This is a genomic window from Streptococcus sp. A69 (assembly GCF_058556195.1).
Map to the genome: position 1 here is coordinate 545,870 of NZ_JBZUJU010000001.1, position 17,161 is coordinate 563,030.

The window sequence follows — 17,161 nt, forward strand, 5'->3', positions numbered from 1 at the left end:
TTATTTTATCTGTCTTCCAATGCTTTTTAACGCTTATAACTTGTTTTTTTCTAGGAGAAGGGGTCCAGGATTTTGCTTAATCCAAGCAATAGCCAATTGGCAGAGGCGGTCCAGACTTGCTTCATCATCATTCTCTTTGCTGTGGATTTGCGCAATGACTTGCTTGATTTCTTCTAATTCTTGATCTGAAAGAGAGCTTCCTAAAGACAGGTATTGAGGGAGAGCTTGAAGCATTTTTCTATAGTCCCTGTCCCAGTTGGCCCCACCATTGCGATCCAGTTCATCACGAACTCTGCCTGGTATACGGATAACTTCCCCCTGAACAGTTTTGGCTGGCCCACTCGAAGGGATTAAGAAGGACCAAAGTTCCTCATATTGTTCCTCCCAGGAACCTTCTACTAGCTTAATCGGTGAAACTCCATCATGAGTTATGCGTTTTTCTACAGGCTTGACATCGAAGAGCTCATAGAGCTTCGTTAAGCCTTTATCTGCAGCCTCTATGTAGTCAGGATGGATACTTTCCCGATGAAATTCAAAATCCTTGCCAATATTTTCAACCTTTTCTTTCATAGCAGATGTTTTCTTAGCACCAGCCTCTAATAACATAGAGGCAATTTCAGCAGTTTGGGCAATATAGATTCCCCGGCAGACCATCAAGACTGAAGCAAGTGGAGTTCTTCCCATATCATTCTCTACATTGACATTAGCACCCTTCTCAAGCAAGCATTTGACTGTCTTAGGATGGAAAAACTCAGCTGCCACATGTAAAGGTGTCTCGCCATAGGTATTGGGTTTCCCAATGTCTGCCCCCAATTCAAGCAATAGTTTTACAGTCTCTCTTCCCATGGTTGCCTGACGATACAAAGGAGTCGCTCCATAATAATCAGGGATATTGATATCTAGGCCCTTTTCTACAAGCCAGATAACCAATTCATCCGGGACTCCTCCCATATGCAGAGGTGTACATAAGCTAAATCTTCCATCATGAGCGGTTAATTCACAACGGTCATAGACTGCTTTAAGGGCTTCAATATTTCCTTCATCCATTAAATCCTTAAACTCTTTTGGTAATGTAACTCTTTTCTTTGCCATTTTTAGTTTCTTTCTTCTGATTCAGCATCTAGGGCTAGCCCAATGAAGATTGTCAATATTTTTCAAAGTCCTGACTTTTCCATCATAATCATTTTTCAACTCAAGACCGTTTTGCTCAATAGATATATGATTGTACCAGTGGTCTAGGCTGGCGTATTCCCCCATATGAATATTGATGAGGATACTCGTTATGGGATTCCAAGTCCCTTTCTTAACTGTTTCTGCTAAGAGGTAGTAAGCATCTAAAAATATGAGATTTCTCCCATAGATCCAAAAGGGCAGATCAAGCCCCAACAAAGGCAACTTGGCAGAAAAAATCTCATCACCGTGTGGTGGAACGGTTTCATAATGAAATTCTATCTCACTGCCATAATAGGCAATCAGGGCTCCCTGACATCCGATATTTTGAGGAATCCCTTCCTCAGCTACAATAAATTCCATGACCTGCTCCTTCTATTTTGACTTCATAAGCTTCTACTATAGATATACTTTTAGTTATGTTAGACTCGGAGTTTATTCTCTCTTTAATCTGCTTTCTTATCTCAATTATACTCCAAAACTATCAAATAGAGATAAACTACCAGTATTTTCAGGGATTATTTTTGATCAACAACTTCTCCTTATTAAAGCAAAAAGCCATTCCTCAAGGGAACAGCTTCATCACTTATAATTAAAGATTCCCCCTGCCAACTTATCGGCTAATTTGGGGAAGAGTGTATAAAACTTATGGGCTAGGTTCAACAAAACTGGGAGATTGAGTTCCCGTTTGTTTTTTCCTATACACTTAACAATCTTTTTAGCGACTGCATCTGGTTCTAAAAGAAAGCGGTCAACCGAATTGAGGTAGGTCCCATCTGGGTCTGCCTGGTCAAAAAAGGCAGTACAAATCGGTCCTGGATTAACCGTCGTTACATAGACACCGTAAGGCATGAGTTCGAGGCGCAGAGCATTTGAAAATCCAATAGCTGCAAACTTGGTTGCTGAGTAAAGACTAGACTTGCTAGTCGCTATCAAACCTGCCATACTGACGATATTGATGATATGGCCTTTTCGACTTTCTTTCATACGAGAAGCAATCAAACGTGATAGGTTCATCAGGGCAAAGGTATTGACCTTAAACATCTGGTGAATGTCTTGATCAGAAATCTGGTCAAATTCCTCAAAAATTCCATAGCCAGCGTTGTTAATCAAGACATCAATCTTGCCATAACGGAGATAGAGGTCAGCTACCAGAGCTTCTAGGGCTGAGTCATCAGTAATATCGATTTCAATCAATTCCACATTAGAATGATTTCCGTAGAGTTGGGCTAGTTTTTCCTTGTTTCTACCTAGTAAGATGAGTTGGTCATTTGGCAAGAGTTTGACCATTTCTTGGGCTAAGCCACCGCTAGCTCCGGTAATGAGAATAGTACGCATACTTATCCTTTCTCAATCTTCTAAATTTCCACTTCTTCCAAGTCTTTGACCACATGGACATTTTCAAAAACAGTGGCCGCATCTTTCTTGAGCCGGCTGATATCTTTTGAGAGGAAGCGGGCGCTGATATGATTGAGCAAGAGGCGCTTAGCACCTGCTTCTACTGCGACCTCCGCTGCCTGCATATTGGTTGAGTGACCATGATTGCGGGCAATCTTCTCATCACCCTTGCCATAAGTCGACTCATGGACAAGGACATCGGCATTGACAGCTAGACGCACACTGGCATTGGTTTTTCGGGTGTCACCAAGAATAGTGATAATCTTACCTGGACGGGGAGCTGAGATATAGTCAACTGCCCTGATTTCAGTTCCATCTTCGAGAACAACATCCTGACCGTTTTTGATTTTTCCAAAAAGCGGGCCAAATGGGACACCAGCTGCCTTAAGTTTTTCAGCATCCAAAGTTCCTTCTAAGTCCTTTTGCATGACACGATAGCCAACACAGAAAATAGTGTGGTCCAGCTCCTCTGCATACACCGTGAATTTATCGGTCTCAAGGATTTTCCCTAGAGAATCTTGGTCAAACTCATGAAAATGAATGCGGTAAGGCAGACGAGAACCCGACACACGTAGACTGGTTAAGACAAAGGACTTGATCCCTTGAGGTCCGTAGATGTCCAAATCTGTCTGCTCCTCATTGGCCTGAAAGGCACGGCTAGAGAGAAATCCTGGCAAGCCAAAGATGTGGTCTCCATGCAGGTGGGTGATAAAGATTTTGCTGACCTTACGTGGTCGGATTGTGGTTTCCAGAATGCGATTTTGAGTTCCTTCTCCACAGTCAAAAAGCCAAACTTCGTTAATCTCATCCAAGAGTTTCAGGGCGAGACTTGAGACGTTGCGGGCTTTAGAGGGCTGACCAGCTCCCGTTCCTAAAAATTGAATATCCATTTGATACTTTCTAATTAATCAATATATAACATGGCTGTGCGGTTTTCCGATCGGAAATAGCGCTTGCCAGAAAAAGCAACAGCTTCTTGTAATAAATCCTCTTGGCTATAACCTTTGAGACGTTTGCAACCATCAGCCAAGCTTTCCAAATCTGTCAAAGCTGTGAGACTCTCCACACTAACAACTTCTTCGTCTCCGGCATCCTTCATGTAAATCTTTCCAGACTCTTCAAAGACGAGTTGATGGGGGAAAATTTGCGCAATCTCAAAAAGCAAGTCATCCGATATTACCTCTTCATTTTCAGAGAAAATTCGCCCCAAGCCCTCACTCTCATAGCAAAAACCAAAGGATTTGCCAGATAAATTAAGACGAATGAAAGGCTTATTTTCAAAGGTGAAACTTGGCTCAGCATTGTAGAGGTTCAATTCCTTGCTTAGTTCTGCAAAATAATCCGTCGCAGCTTGAGGACTCTTTTTCTGGTAGAGTTCAGCAAAGTAGGCATTAACGACACTAGGTGGAGGGGTGATGAGGGCTAGCTGCTCCTGCTCAGATTTACCAGCTAGAAGTTGATCCAGATAGACCTTATCCAGACTTGTATAGCCCCCATAATTTAGAGCCAAAGTTTTAATATCAGTCATAAAATTCCTCTAACTTCCATTTATTTTTTTCGGAAATATAGCCTGTAATGATTTCTCCGTCCTCTTGATAGTCGCGTTCTTCCAGAATCGCTACACTTTCTAAATCATGAATCTTGTAGGACTTGGAAAAAAGCACGCGCAGGGTAAAGGGTTGAAAAATATCCTTGATTTTTTCTAAAAATAAAGCTTGCAGCTGCTCACGACTATCCTCAGACTTGGCAGAAATGAGGGCATAAGGTGTCTGGGTAGGCGTGAAATCCGCCACCAAATCCGCTTTATTATAAAGGGTCAAGCGAGGAATGTCCTCCATGTCCAAATCTTTCATGATAGACAGAACCGTTTTTTCATGCTCCTCATGATAAGGATTGCTAGCATCAATAACATGAACCAGAAGGTCCACATGCTTGCTTTCTTCCAAGGTTGACTTGAAACTGGACACCAACTCTGTCGGCAAATCTTGAATAAAGCCAACGGTATCAGTCAAAGTTACCTGCAGATTCCCACCAAGATGGATACTCTTAGTCGTCGCATCCAGAGTTGCAAATAGCTCATCTGCTTCGTACTGGGTCTTACTGGTTAAGCTGTTCATGATAGTTGACTTCCCAGCATTGGTGTAACCAATCAAACCAATCTTAAAGGTACTCGACTCCAGACGTTTTTCTCTGACCGTAGCCCGATTTTTCTCAACGATCTTGAGTTGACGCTCGATATCCGTGATTTGGTTGCGAACACTACGACGATTCAGCTCCAGTTGGCTTTCACCAGGTCCACGGGAGCCAATTCCCCCAGCCTGACGACTAAGCATAATCCCCTGACCAACCAAGCGAGGTAAGAGATATTTGAGCTGAGCTAGGTGGACTTGGAGTTTGCCTTCATGGCTACGAGCCCGCATGGCAAAGATATCCAAAATCAACTGCATACGGTCAATGACCTTGACACCGAGAACTTCTTCTAGATTGACATTTTGCCGTGGCGTCAGACGGTTATTGACGATGACAGTAGTAATTTCTTCTGCATCCACCATCCGCGCAATCTCTTCCAACTTACCAGAACCAACGAAGGTCTTGGAGTCATACTTTTCCCGTTTTTGCCTGTAGCTATCTACAACGACTGCCCCAGCTGTCTTGGCTAGACTGGCCAATTCTTCCATAGAGAGGTCAAAATTGTCCATGCCCTGCAATTCCACACCGATGAGCAGGACTCGTTCCTCTTTTTTCTCCGTTTCAATCATTTAAAAACTCCTCAATCTGGCTTAAAATACGGTCTTGCACACCAGGCTCTCCTATCTGATAAAAGGTGACCTGCATGCGATTACGGAACCAGGTCAACTGACGCTTAGCAAAACGGCGGGTCGCCTGTTTGAGACTCTCGCTTGCTTCCTCAAGAGTTTGCTCCCCACGGAAATAAGGAAAGAGTTCCTTGTAGCCAATGCCTTTGGCTGCCTGCACATCTGGATAGTGGTCAAAAAGCCACTTAGCCTCATCCAAAAGCCCAGCCTCAAACATCAGATCTACTCGGCGGTTGATACGCTCATAGAGTTGACTGCGTTCATCGTCCAAGCAGATAATCAACGGTTGATACAAGGTCTCTTGATTTTCCAAATCCTGAGCAAAATGGGCGATTTCCAAGGCTCGCATAGCTCGACGACGGTTAAACTGGGAAATTTCAAGACCTGCTTGCTCCACAAGATGAGCTAATTCCTCATCTGAATAAGACTCTAAACTAGCGCGATAGGCTAAAATCTCCTCATGAGGTGTCTCCCCACCTAGATGGTATCCTTCCAAGAGACTCTGAATATAAAGCCCGGTACCTCCCGCTATAATAGCAAGCTTGCCACGACTTTGAATGTCCTTAATAGCCTTCTTAGCTTCCGAAACAAAATCAAAAGCCGAGTAAGACTCGGTCACCTCTCTGACATCAATCAAATGATGAGGAACTGTAGCTTGTTCCTCTGGGCTAGCCTTGGCTGTCCCAATATCTAACCTTCTATAAACTTGCTGACTGTCACCGCTGACTACCTCTCCACCAAAGCGCTTGGCCACTTCAATAGCAAGGGCTGTTTTCCCAACAGCAGTCGGTCCAACAATCACAATTATTTTTGTTTTCATCTTTTTTCCTTGAAAAATTCCCATTTTTTCGTTACTATTATTATATCACAAAAAGGTCAGTCAGAAAAATGCTACCTCTTGAGGAGCCTGACTGTTCGGGAAGATAAAGGAGGAAGACTCATGGCTAAAGGATTCGCTAAAGGTCTTGTAACAGGTGTCGCAGGAACTGTCGCTGCCGTTGCAGGTGCAGTATACGCAATTAAAAAGAAAGTGATTGAGCCAGAAGAGCAAAAAGCAGCTTTCATCGAAGAAAACCGCAAAAAAGCAGCTCGCCGCCGCGTATCACATTAAGCAACAAAAGAAGTTGAGATTTCTCAACTTCTTTTTATTTCTTAAATAGCCAAATCAAACTTCAGCTGTGGCTTAACTGGGTCATAGTCAACCAACTCAAAGTCTTCCGCTTTGATATCAAAGAAATTGGTCCCATCAGGAACATTTAAAACCAAGCGTGGTTGGCAGTTTGACGGCTCACGGCGGAGCAATTCCTCTGCTTGTTCAAACTGATTATCATAAATATGAAGGTTGTTGATAAAATAGAAAAACTTCCCAACCTTCCAGCCGAAATGCTTGGCAATCATCATCTGCAAAGCTACGTACTGCATGGCGTTAATGTGGTGGGCCACCAGCATATCATTAGAACGCTGAGTCAAGGTCGCATCCAGATAGATGTCCCCATCAACGCGACGGACATCAAACATGGTCTGAAAGGCGCATGGAAGGAGGCCGTCCGTCTCCTCAAATGCTTGGTAATCCCAGAGAGAGATGATATTGCGACGATTCCAAGGGTTGGCTTCCAACTGCTTGAGTATCTTGTTGATGATATCGTGTTTCTTAACGACCGCACCGTAGCGCTCACCGATGGTTCCCGTATCTCCCACTTCCCAGTCATTCCAGTAGTGAACATTGTACTTGTTATTCAGCACTTCTAGGCTATTAGACTGATCCTGGTAGATCCAGAGCACTTCTTTGATGGCGGATTTGATCGCAATGGGACGCAAGGTTGTGATGGGAAATTCGCCCTTAGATAAATCATACTCGGCAAAGGAACCCGTTACGTACTTGGAGTTGGCTACGGTCCCATCCTTGTACTTGGGACGAGCCTGCTCAGAAAAGACACCGTCTTTGAGGATTCGTTCAATATTTTCTTTAAAAATCGTATCAGCTTTTGTCATTTACTCTCACCTCATTTATTGTCCTAACTAGTATAGCATAAAAAAAGAAAGGAGGAAAATCACTGGCTTTAAAGTAGTGTTTTCTCCTTTTTATTATCTTATTGCAATACAAGTGATGCTGCTCCGATAACTCCAGCGTCATTTCCTAGAGTTGCAAGAGCCAATTTAGTAGATGTGCGTACTTGTGGGAAGGTATTTTCGTCGTAGACTTTTTGAACACCTTGGAGAAGGAATTCTCCTGCAGCTGACACCCCACCACCGATAACGATTGTTGATGGGTTGAGGATTGAGCCGATGTTGGCACAAGCGATTCCCAAGTAACGTGAGAAGTTACGGTAAACGATCAAAGCAAGGTCGTCCCCTTCTTTTGCAAGGTCAAAAACAGTTTTTGCTGTTACTTCTTCACCGTCGTCTATCAAGCGTTTCAAGGTTGCATCGCCTTCGTATTCATCTGCATAACGACGAGTCAAGTTGACAATCCCCGTTGCAGAAGCAACTGTCTCAAGACAGCCTTTTTTACCACAGGTACATGCGATTGGTTGGTCAAAGTCAACAGTGATGTGGCCAAGCTCACCTGCTGCACCAGCAACACCGTGGAGCAATTTTCCTTCTGCCACGATACCGCCACCAACACCGGTACCGAGTGTCATAAAGACAACGTCCGGTTGGTTGTCACCAGCACCCATCCAGCGCTCACCAAGAGCAGCTACATTGGCATCATTGTCGATGAAGAATGGAATACCCAAGGCTTTTTCAATCTTTTCTTTAATTGGTTGAAGGGTTTTCCAGTTTAGGTTGTAGGCACCGATAACAGTCCCTTTTTCACGGTCAACCACACCAGGCGACCCCATTCCAATGCCTCGAAAGTCCGTAGCTGACAATCCGAGCAAGTCCAAACGATGTTGAATAGACTCAATCATATCATCTACAATATGGCTTCCTTCGTCCAAAATATTGGTCTTGATAGACCATTTTTCTTGGATTTCTCCCTCTTGAGTTAAAATTGCAAACTTGATAGATGTTCCACCAAGGTCAATCCCAATAATCTTTTGACTCATCGTCTTCTCCTTTTTAATTGAAAATGCTTACAGATATAGTATAACAAAATCGTCTGTTTTGTGCAAAGGTTTGCATTAACTTCCTAGAAATTATTCTGATTTATGGTTTCCAAAGGCCAGAACCATCTACGTAGTATCTGCCACCATCAACTCGCTCATTCTTTGCCATTTTACCATCTGATTTCAAATAGTAATTCCCTTGCCAAGTATTACGAGCGTATGAACCATCTGATTTCAAGTAGTACCAGGATTGATAAGAAGAGTCATATATCCACTCACCTTGTGCCATTTTACCGTTCGCTTTAAGATAAAAAGCACCTTGCCAAGCATTTTTGGCATAAGATCCATCTGATTTCAAATAATACCAAGCTTGGTATGATGAATCATAAATCCATTCACTTTGAGCCATCTTTCCGTTTGCTTTAAGGTAGTAACTTCCTATCCATGTGTTTCGTGCATATGAACCATCCGATTTGAGATAATACCATCCTTTGTAATATGAGTCATATATCCACTCACTCTGAGCCATTGTTCCATCTGATTTGAGATAGTAATCTCCTTTCCAAGAATTGGTCACTGGATTACCATTGTCAGAATAATAATACCAATATCCATCCTGCTTAACCCATCCACTAGAAGAAACTCTATTCTGTGGACTAGATTGGCGTGGTTTAAAAACACCTCGAGGAGCTTTTGAGCGTTCACAGGCAACTCCATCACCATCTTTGTCTAGTCTTGAAGAATATCCAGGCTCTCCTCTATGGATATCAGAATAGCCATTTTCCCACGCTTCTGTACAATTTGAAAAGTGAATTGTATCATTAGCAAAAGTCGGTTGAGCGAGCATCATCAACGCAGAAAAGCTAGCTAGACCAGCTTTAAAAAGAACTGTTTTTTTCATCATTTCCTCCCATAAAATGATATCGTTTTCCTCTTATTTTATCAAACTTAATCCAACAATTCAACATATCCATTATGTTTTTTAGTTCATGAAGTTTATTTAGAATTCACTTTCAACTCATACAAACCTCTGACTGCGTTACAGCCATAGACAGCTTCTGCTTGGTTCAAGTCTGCCAAAGTCAAGACTTTTTCATCTACCTGTCCTATGTCTAGCAAATGCTGGCGGTAAATCCCTGGCAAAATTCCTAGACTGGTAGGCGGTGTGTAGAGTTTACCATTAATTTTTAAGACCAGATTTCCAATAGAGGTCTCAAGTAGTTCTCCTGACTTATTATGGTAAATCTTCTCTTGCTCTCCTAGGCTTAAATGTGGTCTATGAGTTGTTTTAAAGTAGGTAAATGATTGATTCAAATCTGCTTCTTGCAGACAAAGTTTGGCTTTGCAGAAACTTGGACTGAGGGGTGTTAAGATTTGGCGACTGAGTTCCATCTCTCCAGACTTGCTGATAGTAATTCGCAAGCGATAGTCTTGGTGAGAATCACAAGCTTGACACTCTTCCTCTATCTTTTGTCTCAGTTCTTCTGGGTCAAAAGGAAAGGAAAAATAACGACTCGCCTTTGTCAATCTTTTCAGATGTTGATCTTCAAATAGCAAACGTTTCTGGCCGATTTTCCCTGTAGTAATCAATTTGAAACGAGCTTGTTTACGATAGAGAACAGCCGCCTTTTGATGAACCTCACGGTATTCAGATTCCCAAGTACTATCCCAAGTAATCCCTCCGCCAACTCCATAGATGGCTTTCCCTTGATGCAGTTGGATAGTCCGAATGGCGACATTGAAAATCCGTCGCCCATTTGGAAGTAAGAGACCAATCGTTCCACAGTAAACTCCTCTAGGTTGGGGCTCCAAATCTTTGATAATTTCCATGGTCGCAATTTTCGGAGCTCCCGTTATGGACCCACAAGGAAAGAGAGAGCGAAAAATGGCAACCAAGTCCACATCCAATCGTAACTGACTCTTGATGGTCGACGTCATTTGCCAAACAGTTGAATACTGCTCCACTTGGCACAGACGCTCCACATATTCACTGCCCACTTCAGAAATACGGTTCATGTCATTGCGCAAGAGATCCACAATCATCATATTTTCAGACCGATTTTTAGGATCCCGTTCTAGCCAGCTAGCTTGGGCAAGGTCTTCTTGATCAGTCACTCCCCGCTGGGTTGTTCCCTTCATCGGGCGAGTCGTTAATTCTCGGTCATTTTGCTCAAAAAAGAGCTCTGGACTCATGGAAATCACTGCCATCTCATCATGTTCAACATAGGCATTGTAGTTCGCCTCCTGCTCTACCACCATACGATTGTAGATGGCAAAAGGATTGGCGCTTAAGTCTTGCTTGAGTTGGACAGTGTAATTTACCTGGTAGGTGTCCCCCTGACGCAAATGATGGTGAATCTGGGAAATAGCTTTTTCATAGTCCTCTACAGATGTTTGTTCCCGCCACTTTGAAGGCAAATCTACTTCCTCATAAGTCAGAGGAATAGGCGATGTTTCCACCCTATCGTGAACGGTAAAGTAAAGCAAGTACTCTCCTAGTAGAGGAACCTTGTGAACTGCTAATTTCTCCTCAAATGCAGGTGCAGCCTCGTAACTGACGTAGCCCACTACATAATAGCCTTGTTTCTGGTAGCTTTCCACTTGTGCCAGCAGGTCCGTCACTTCTGCTAAATCTCTCGTTTTTAACTCTTTGATCGGCTGGGTAAAGATGTATCTCTCGCCCAAAGCTTTAAAATCAATCACTGTTTTTCTATGCATATCTTAAGTATAGCACAAAAAGGCAGATACAGACAAAGCTGATCTACCTTTTTTCATTTTACTAGTCCTATCTACTATTTAGTGAATAAATCTCCAGTAAATCCGTCTGATTTCTGCAAGAGTTGTTTGTAAACTTTCCATTTAAGATTCACTGTATTATCAAATTTATTACCTTGAAGGTCTTTTTCAACTGCAGCATCGAATAGCTCTTGAAGTTTTTCATATGTTGAAATCTTTTGACCATCAATTTCAATTTCTACAAAACCTTTCTCAGCTTTAGCTCTGACTTCTTTATACCATTCTTTCTTCCACTCTTCTAATGTATTAAATCTACCTTTAGAAACTTTTTGGATGATAAAGTTATCACCTAGACCTACGTTACCGGCTGCTTTAGATTCTTGTTTATACTTGTTAGATGCATACCCTAAGAATCCATCAAGGTAACCGTAGTAGCCCCACATACGGAATGTATTGTGTTTGAATAAGATTGAGCCAGCCGTACTCTTACTTGTGTTACCACCGTAAATACCAGTCATCATATTCACAACAGTATAAGCAGAATCGAATCCTTCAGTACGGTAATGACCATTACCTGGTAGCCCGTGTTTAGTAGCGAAGTTGTTATCTACAAGTTGATCAATAGCTGTCAGTTTCATACTCTTCTCATCATCATTTAAATCACGAACTAAATCCCATTGGTGTGGTGCACCTTCTAACTTATTATAGCTCGCTTTTTCGCGATATTTCTTATCGATTTTCTTGAACCACTTATCGTTAGTTCCAGTATTTTTCTTGATGACAGATTCTGCTTCTAAGTAATCAAGCATCATCATTGATTCGTTATAGTTCTTCATGTAGTGATCAATCTTCTCACGACTACTTAACATATTAGGATCATAGTTATAAATTTGTGTACCATCATTTTTACGTTCGTACGCCATATTTAATCCAAGTGAACCATATTCACCATTATAGTTTGTAAGAGATGGTGATTGTAGCATACCTTGAGCAAATGATTCAATATCTGTCCCTTCACGGTGACGCCATGTTCCTAAATAGGCCATACGGTCATTGATATGAGTTGTTTCGTGAGTGAATGCAGATGTACCATAATCACTAATCATACTAGAGATGATGTAGTATACAGCTTCTGAATTTTGTGGGTTAGAAAAGATATAAGCATACGCACCCATACCGTTATATCCGTGCCATTTACCTGTAGGTCCATAGAACTCACGAACTGGAGCATAGTCACCATTCTTATTATGACCCATTCGGTCAGCCCATCCATTACCTGGAACATCTTGGTTATCCCAAATTGCTGATGGAACCATATTTTCAGATTTCAACAATTGATTACGTACATTATCAGCAGCAAGTCTTGACCAGAAGTCTAAGTAATTAATTTGCTCTTGTGCACGTAAATCGATTTCTTTCTTAAACGCTTCACGTTCAGATTCTGTATTCTTACCATATTTCTCAAATGCACTAAACGCTAGCGTATTGTACGTTGAAATTAAGAACATGTGAGCCTTCTTCGTATTAAGAAGTGGTAAAATGTATCGACCATGTTCACCGTTATTTAAGTTTTCATATAAGTGATATTTCTTATTAGCAAAATCAGGGTTAGATGATTGTTTCTCAACTACATAGTTGGTATGAGAAATAGCTTTCTTATACCATACATTCATATCAGTATCTTCTGTAAAGAGTTTCATGTTATATGTTAAGAAGTCATTTAAATTACCTTTACCTGTTGCTCCCGCAATCACATCACGATAAGCATCTTGAGTTCGGTCTCCTTTCAAGAAATGTTCACGTGAACCAATTTGAATCAATCTATCGATAACGCTAACGTTCTTACCATAAAAATCAGGCTTGAACATCATAAGGTCTTTAATGCTCATATCATTGTATTTAAATCCATAATAACGATTTAAATAAGTAAGAGCCATCATAATTTTAGCTTTGTTGTCTTCTACTTTTTTAAGAAGAGCTTTCATGGCAGCTTCATCACTATTCAATTGATGGTCTTCGTTTTCAGCTAAAGCTTTGACTAATTTATCCAAATTAGCTTTAGTTTCTTCAAAGCTTTCTTCAAGGAATAGATTTTTAATATAACCATCTTTACGACCATCAGTATTTTCTTCGGCTTTACCACGTTTGTCCATTAACGCACGCACTTCAGGTGAAATCAATTCAACACCTGCTAATTTTGCTTTAATATCGTTGATTAATTGTGTTCTATCTTTAACAACCATATTCGGTGTATAAACGACGTCACCAAGACCTTCGATACTATATTCACGAACTTGTTGGACTTGAGAATCAGCTTTACGTGTGACAACTTTTTCTTCCTTAGTACCATCAGCATAATGAATCATAATATGATCAACATCTGACAAGTCAGTTACAAATTGCCCATCTTTCATACCTGTCACAGATAATACTTCTGTAGTTAATAATTTAGATCCTTCAGGAGTCTTATTACCTTGATTCACAATCCACTCTTTATTGTAGAACGGTTGAAGTTTTTCAACATTTCGGTAAGCAAGTTCACGTTCTGCATTATAATCTTGAGTAGTTTTGTACGTGTCTTCTTTATACGCTACGTGATTTAATTTATCAGTCAAATATGGTATGATTTCATATTTATCGGCTGTGATATTGAACGAAGCAATACGTTTATCCGCTTCTGCTTGGTCGACACCCTTAATCTGTTTTGAACGGTTATAAGAAACGTTACCTGATGCAACATCGTTCACATACACATTGTTCTTGAAGTAATCAAATCCGAAGTATGGGTCACCTGAGTCAACTGACCCTGAACCATACATCATTTCACCATTTGTCACTTTCATCATGCTGACGTTATTTTCAACCCAACCCCAGTCATAGTTTTCGTGAATTAAACCACCGCTTTGATTATTGGTTTTGAGTGTCAATGTCCCTTTGACCACAGATTTAGTTAAACGACCTTTTTGTTTAACATCATTTGGATTTCCACCATGGTTGACTTTGGCAATCAATCCACCAAATTTAGCATTGTTGGCTTTAATGTCAGCTTCAACATAAGAACTATCTACATTGCTTCTCCAGCTTTCACTTACAAGTCCACCAGACCACCAACCTTTGTTACCCACGCTTTCGATTTTACCGATAAAGGCTACATTACGCATATTGGATTCATCTAGTTTGTTGACCATACCTGTAACGTCGTTATTACCAACCACATTACCCGTAACCTTAATATTCTCAATCGTTGAGTTCTTAAACATATCTCCAAGTGGAGCTGTTTTATCAGCCCACGGCATATTGATATTCACATTACCAAAGTTGATGTCATGAATATGAGCATTTTCAACACGGTTGAACAATGGTCGAGCTAGATTGTGAATGGTATAACGTTTATCACCTTCACTATACAGCTTACCTTTAAAAATGTTCGTCACGTATTGTTTATTCGGAGTCGGAACATTTGCTGCATTAAGATCCGCACCAAGTTTAAACTCACCCGTTGGGTTAGCTTGCATATCTTTTACAAGCTCATTGAAGTTGTAATATACATTACCTTCTTTTAATTTTTGTTTTTCAAAGTAATGAACATACTCTTCACTGAAAGTATCATCTGCTCTACGTTGAACTAAGTTTGGAGCTTTTGCTACCACTTTGTACAATGTTTTTCCATCGACAACCACTTCTTCAACAGAACTTACCGCAAGTCTTGTCACTTTGTTGTCATGAGTTGTCACTCGTAAGTAAAGTGGAGCAACATCTGTCGGTTTTTCAGTAAGTAAGCTCTTATCTGTTTCAACACCAGCATCATCCACACTCATCAAGCTGGTTTCTTTGATGTTTTTGATTTCAACTTTTTTAAGGTCAAGTCTTAGCGGTTCTTCTTTCAGAACCTCTTCCTCATCACCCTCACCACGGTCATAAACCATCTTCGTTTCAAGTTTATAATCCTTGTAGTACTGTAAATCTGTCAGGGTAGTTGTCAAGTCGTCTGGTGAAACATTCAAGGTTTTGACAATCTCATCACCTTTTTTCAGAGTTAAGGTAATAGATTTAATGGCTGCCTTACTTGGATTTTCTAGACTATACTTAACATCTGAAGTACGCTTCAAATCCTTAGGCTCAACTGCTGTGATGGTCAATACTGGTTTTTCAAAGGTCTTGGTACCACGTTTCAAAATTTTATCTTGAGGTGCCTCAAGGATTTCCTCTGTAACTTTTGGAGCGTCCTCTGTTTTAACTCCCTTAATGGTATTAAAGGTCTTGGTGATTTTTTTCTGGCCTTCTTTTCCTTCTTGAGCTACAATTTCTAAGCCTTTTTTCAGTTGGTCATCTTCTTTAACAACTTCCTTAAATGGAATCTTTTCAAGAATTTCTTCTACAAGAGTTCCTTCAATTGGTTTTGTCCCACGACTTACCTCTTGGTTTACAGGCTCCTTGGTAACTTCTGTGCTAGTTGAAAGAACTTGGTCAGTTTTAACACCTTCTACTGTTTTATAAGTTGTTTTAGTAACTTGACTACCTTTTTCACCATTTCTTACGACAGTTTCTTCGTCCGTATACTTGGTTGGATCCTCAGTCGTTTCAGTTTTGTAGTCTAGGTCTGTAGTCGATGTTTCAACAAGGGTTCCCTCAGTTACTTTGTACTCAGGTAACTGTTCTTGTACAAGAACTTGACCTACTTTACCTTCCTCTTGTGTACCTTTTACTTCTACTGGAGCATCTGGTAATGCAGGTTGAGTTAAAGCTTGACCTTCTTTGCCAGATTCTTGAGTTCCTTTGGCATCTATCGTAGCTTCTGGTAAGGATGGTTGCGTTAAGGATTGACCTTCTTTACCTGCCTCTTGAGTTCCTTTAGACTCTACTGTAACCTCTGGTAATTCGGGTTGCGTTAAAGATTGACCTTCTTTGCCTTCTTCTTGCGTACCTTTAGCTACTTGGTGAGTTGGTTCAGCTTGTGGTACTGGAGTTGGAGCAGGTTGCACCTCTTTCTTAGTTCCGACTGCAATGACTTGCGACACAGGATTTTGGAATACTTGGTCTTCGATGACTTCTCTAACTTCTTGACCATTGACCATCGAAACTTTGGTTACAAGACGACGCTGACCATTTACTCCGGCTGTGACGATACGAGTCTGTCCTTCTGCTAGATTCGCATCTGGGCTTGTGACCGTTTCAAAAGGAATCTCTACCAAGCTCTCTTCCTGTCTAGCCTGAGGCTTCTCAGAAACTGGTTTTTCTTCAACCGCAGGCGCAACTGGATTCTCTACTACAGATTTTTCGACGGCAATTTCCGAAGCAACAGCAGGTCTTTCCTGAGCTACTTCTGTTTTCTCGATTTCTTTTGAACTTTGCTTTTCTACTGGCAACTGAGACTTTTCAGCTGAAGCTGGTCTTGATGGGTGGAGTTCTGCTTCCTTGAAGTAACCAATGTATTCATAGCCATCAATATGGATAATCCCTTCAGCCAAACCTTCATGTGTAGAGGTCGAAATAGTTTGGTTATAAGAAAGCAATTCTTTATTTTCAAATGCAAATGTCCCATAAGGTACAAAAGTGCTGGCTCCCAAAGAACCAATCAAGAGAACACCTAGGACCTCTTTGCGACCTTTTTTGGATACCAAAAAGACTGCTAGTGAGGCTGTTGCCAAGCCAAGACCAGCCAAGGCTAGTTCTTTACTTCCTGTGTAAGGAAGTTGTTGACTGTTAGTTGCTTTCTTGCGATAAACTACATAGAGAATATCTTCATCTTGAAATTCTGTAGGAACTTCATGGTGAATCAAGGCTTTTTCAGACTCAGTCAATTCCTGCTCCGCCAGATAACGGTAATGAACGCTATGAGCTCCGCCAACTTCATTGGCTTGCACCTTATCTACTGAAAAGGTACTAGCACCAAAAAGGAAGGCCCCGATGGCTACAGGACCTACCCCAACAGTTAGCTTACGAATCGAATATTTGGTGATTTTTTCTAATTGTTGTTTTGTTTTTCTCATT

Annotated in this window: 12 protein-coding genes and 1 pseudogene; 1 reads left to right on the forward strand and 12 read right to left on the reverse strand. The window is 41.1% G+C overall.

Annotated features, from left to right (window positions below; all coding sequences use genetic code 11):
• Window positions 1–26 precede the first annotated feature (26 nt).
• From AC4ME5_RS02835 to miaA, 7 genes and pseudogenes are all read right to left on the reverse strand, one after another.
• Window positions 27–1,092: pseudogene (locus tag AC4ME5_RS02835) on the reverse strand (ankyrin repeat domain-containing protein).
• 21 nt (window positions 1,093–1,113) lie between these two features.
• Complete coding sequence (locus AC4ME5_RS02840; RefSeq protein WP_084873294.1) at window positions 1,114–1,533, reverse strand: hypothetical protein; 420 nt, start codon at window positions 1,531–1,533, stop codon at window positions 1,114–1,116.
• A gap of 219 nt (window positions 1,534–1,752) precedes the next feature.
• The gene (locus AC4ME5_RS02845) at window positions 1,753–2,508 is read right to left on the reverse strand and encodes an SDR family NAD(P)-dependent oxidoreductase (RefSeq protein WP_491799791.1); all 756 of its coding nucleotides are present in this window, start codon (window positions 2,506–2,508) and stop codon (window positions 1,753–1,755) included.
• A 20-nt stretch (window positions 2,509–2,528) separates the two neighbouring features.
• Window positions 2,529–3,458, reverse strand: coding sequence for a ribonuclease Z (gene rnz, locus AC4ME5_RS02850; RefSeq protein WP_247917185.1), 930 nt, complete (start codon window positions 3,456–3,458; stop codon window positions 2,529–2,531).
• Window positions 3,459–3,472: 14 nt separating this feature from the next.
• Entirely contained in the window at window positions 3,473–4,096 is a 624-nt protein-coding gene (locus tag AC4ME5_RS02855) for a cystathionine beta-lyase (RefSeq protein ID WP_491799793.1), read from the reverse strand.
• On the reverse strand, window positions 4,089–5,327 hold the full coding sequence (gene hflX / locus AC4ME5_RS02860; RefSeq protein ID WP_491799795.1) for a GTPase HflX: 1,239 nt from the start codon (window positions 5,325–5,327) through the stop codon (window positions 4,089–4,091). Before hflX ends, AC4ME5_RS02855 begins: the two co-directional genes overlap by 8 nt.
• Complete coding sequence (gene miaA, locus AC4ME5_RS02865; RefSeq protein WP_491799796.1) at window positions 5,320–6,204, reverse strand: tRNA (adenosine(37)-N6)-dimethylallyltransferase MiaA; 885 nt, start codon at window positions 6,202–6,204, stop codon at window positions 5,320–5,322. Before miaA ends, hflX begins: the two co-directional genes overlap by 8 nt.
• Window positions 6,205–6,324: 120 nt before the next feature.
• On the opposite strand from miaA, the gene AC4ME5_RS02870 reads away from it, so the two are divergent.
• On the forward strand, window positions 6,325–6,495 hold the full coding sequence (locus tag AC4ME5_RS02870; RefSeq protein ID WP_001051782.1) for a DUF3042 family protein: 171 nt from the start codon (window positions 6,325–6,327) through the stop codon (window positions 6,493–6,495).
• 41 nt (window positions 6,496–6,536) lie between these two features.
• Here the strand turns inward: AC4ME5_RS02870 and AC4ME5_RS02875 are convergent, their stop codons facing one another.
• From AC4ME5_RS02875 to AC4ME5_RS02895, 5 genes are all read right to left on the reverse strand, one after another.
• The gene (locus AC4ME5_RS02875; RefSeq protein ID WP_084939832.1) at window positions 6,537–7,376 is read right to left on the reverse strand and encodes a thymidylate synthase; all 840 of its coding nucleotides are present in this window, start codon (window positions 7,374–7,376) and stop codon (window positions 6,537–6,539) included.
• 98 nt (window positions 7,377–7,474) lie between these two features.
• On the reverse strand, window positions 7,475–8,434 hold the full coding sequence (locus tag AC4ME5_RS02880; protein WP_000078550.1) for an ROK family glucokinase: 960 nt from the start codon (window positions 8,432–8,434) through the stop codon (window positions 7,475–7,477).
• Between the two features lie 100 nt (window positions 8,435–8,534).
• The gene (locus AC4ME5_RS02885; RefSeq protein ID WP_414387964.1) at window positions 8,535–9,335 is read right to left on the reverse strand and encodes an excalibur calcium-binding domain-containing protein; all 801 of its coding nucleotides are present in this window, start codon (window positions 9,333–9,335) and stop codon (window positions 8,535–8,537) included.
• A gap of 95 nt (window positions 9,336–9,430) precedes the next feature.
• Complete coding sequence (pabB, locus tag AC4ME5_RS02890) at window positions 9,431–11,152, reverse strand: aminodeoxychorismate synthase component I (RefSeq protein WP_414387966.1); 1,722 nt, start codon at window positions 11,150–11,152, stop codon at window positions 9,431–9,433.
• A 74-nt stretch (window positions 11,153–11,226) separates the two neighbouring features.
• The gene (locus AC4ME5_RS02895) at window positions 11,227–17,160 is read right to left on the reverse strand and encodes a ZmpA/ZmpB/ZmpC family metallo-endopeptidase (RefSeq protein ID WP_491799800.1); all 5,934 of its coding nucleotides are present in this window, start codon (window positions 17,158–17,160) and stop codon (window positions 11,227–11,229) included.
• Window position 17,161: the final 1 nt, after the last annotated feature.

Bases quoted from the DNA above. Each gene is read 5' to 3' on its own strand.
- AC4ME5_RS02840 (WP_084873294.1), bottom strand. From the start codon at position 1,533: ATGGAATTTATTGTAGCTGAGGAAGGGATTCCTCAAAATATCGGATGT.
- AC4ME5_RS02845 (WP_491799791.1), bottom strand. From the start codon at position 2,508: ATGCGTACTATTCTCATTACCGGAGCTAGCGGTGGCTTAGCCCAAGAA.
- rnz (WP_247917185.1), bottom strand. From the start codon at position 3,458: ATGGATATTCAATTTTTAGGAACGGGAGCTGGTCAGCCCTCTAAAGCC.
- AC4ME5_RS02855 (WP_491799793.1), bottom strand. From the start codon at position 4,096: ATGACTGATATTAAAACTTTGGCTCTAAATTATGGGGGCTATACAAGT.
- hflX (WP_491799795.1), bottom strand. From the start codon at position 5,327: ATGATTGAAACGGAGAAAAAAGAGGAACGAGTCCTGCTCATCGGTGTG.
- miaA (WP_491799796.1), bottom strand. From the start codon at position 6,204: ATGAAAACAAAAATAATTGTGATTGTTGGACCGACTGCTGTTGGGAAA.
- AC4ME5_RS02870 (WP_001051782.1), top strand. From the start codon at position 6,325: ATGGCTAAAGGATTCGCTAAAGGTCTTGTAACAGGTGTCGCAGGAACT.
- AC4ME5_RS02875 (WP_084939832.1), bottom strand. From the start codon at position 7,376: ATGACAAAAGCTGATACGATTTTTAAAGAAAATATTGAACGAATCCTC.
- AC4ME5_RS02880 (WP_000078550.1), bottom strand. From the start codon at position 8,434: ATGAGTCAAAAGATTATTGGGATTGACCTTGGTGGAACATCTATCAAG.
- AC4ME5_RS02885 (WP_414387964.1), bottom strand. From the start codon at position 9,335: ATGAAAAAAACAGTTCTTTTTAAAGCTGGTCTAGCTAGCTTTTCTGCG.
- pabB (WP_414387966.1), bottom strand. From the start codon at position 11,152: ATGCATAGAAAAACAGTGATTGATTTTAAAGCTTTGGGCGAGAGATAC.
- AC4ME5_RS02895 (WP_491799800.1), bottom strand. From the start codon at position 17,160: ATGAGAAAAACAAAACAACAATTAGAAAAAATCACCAAATATTCGATT.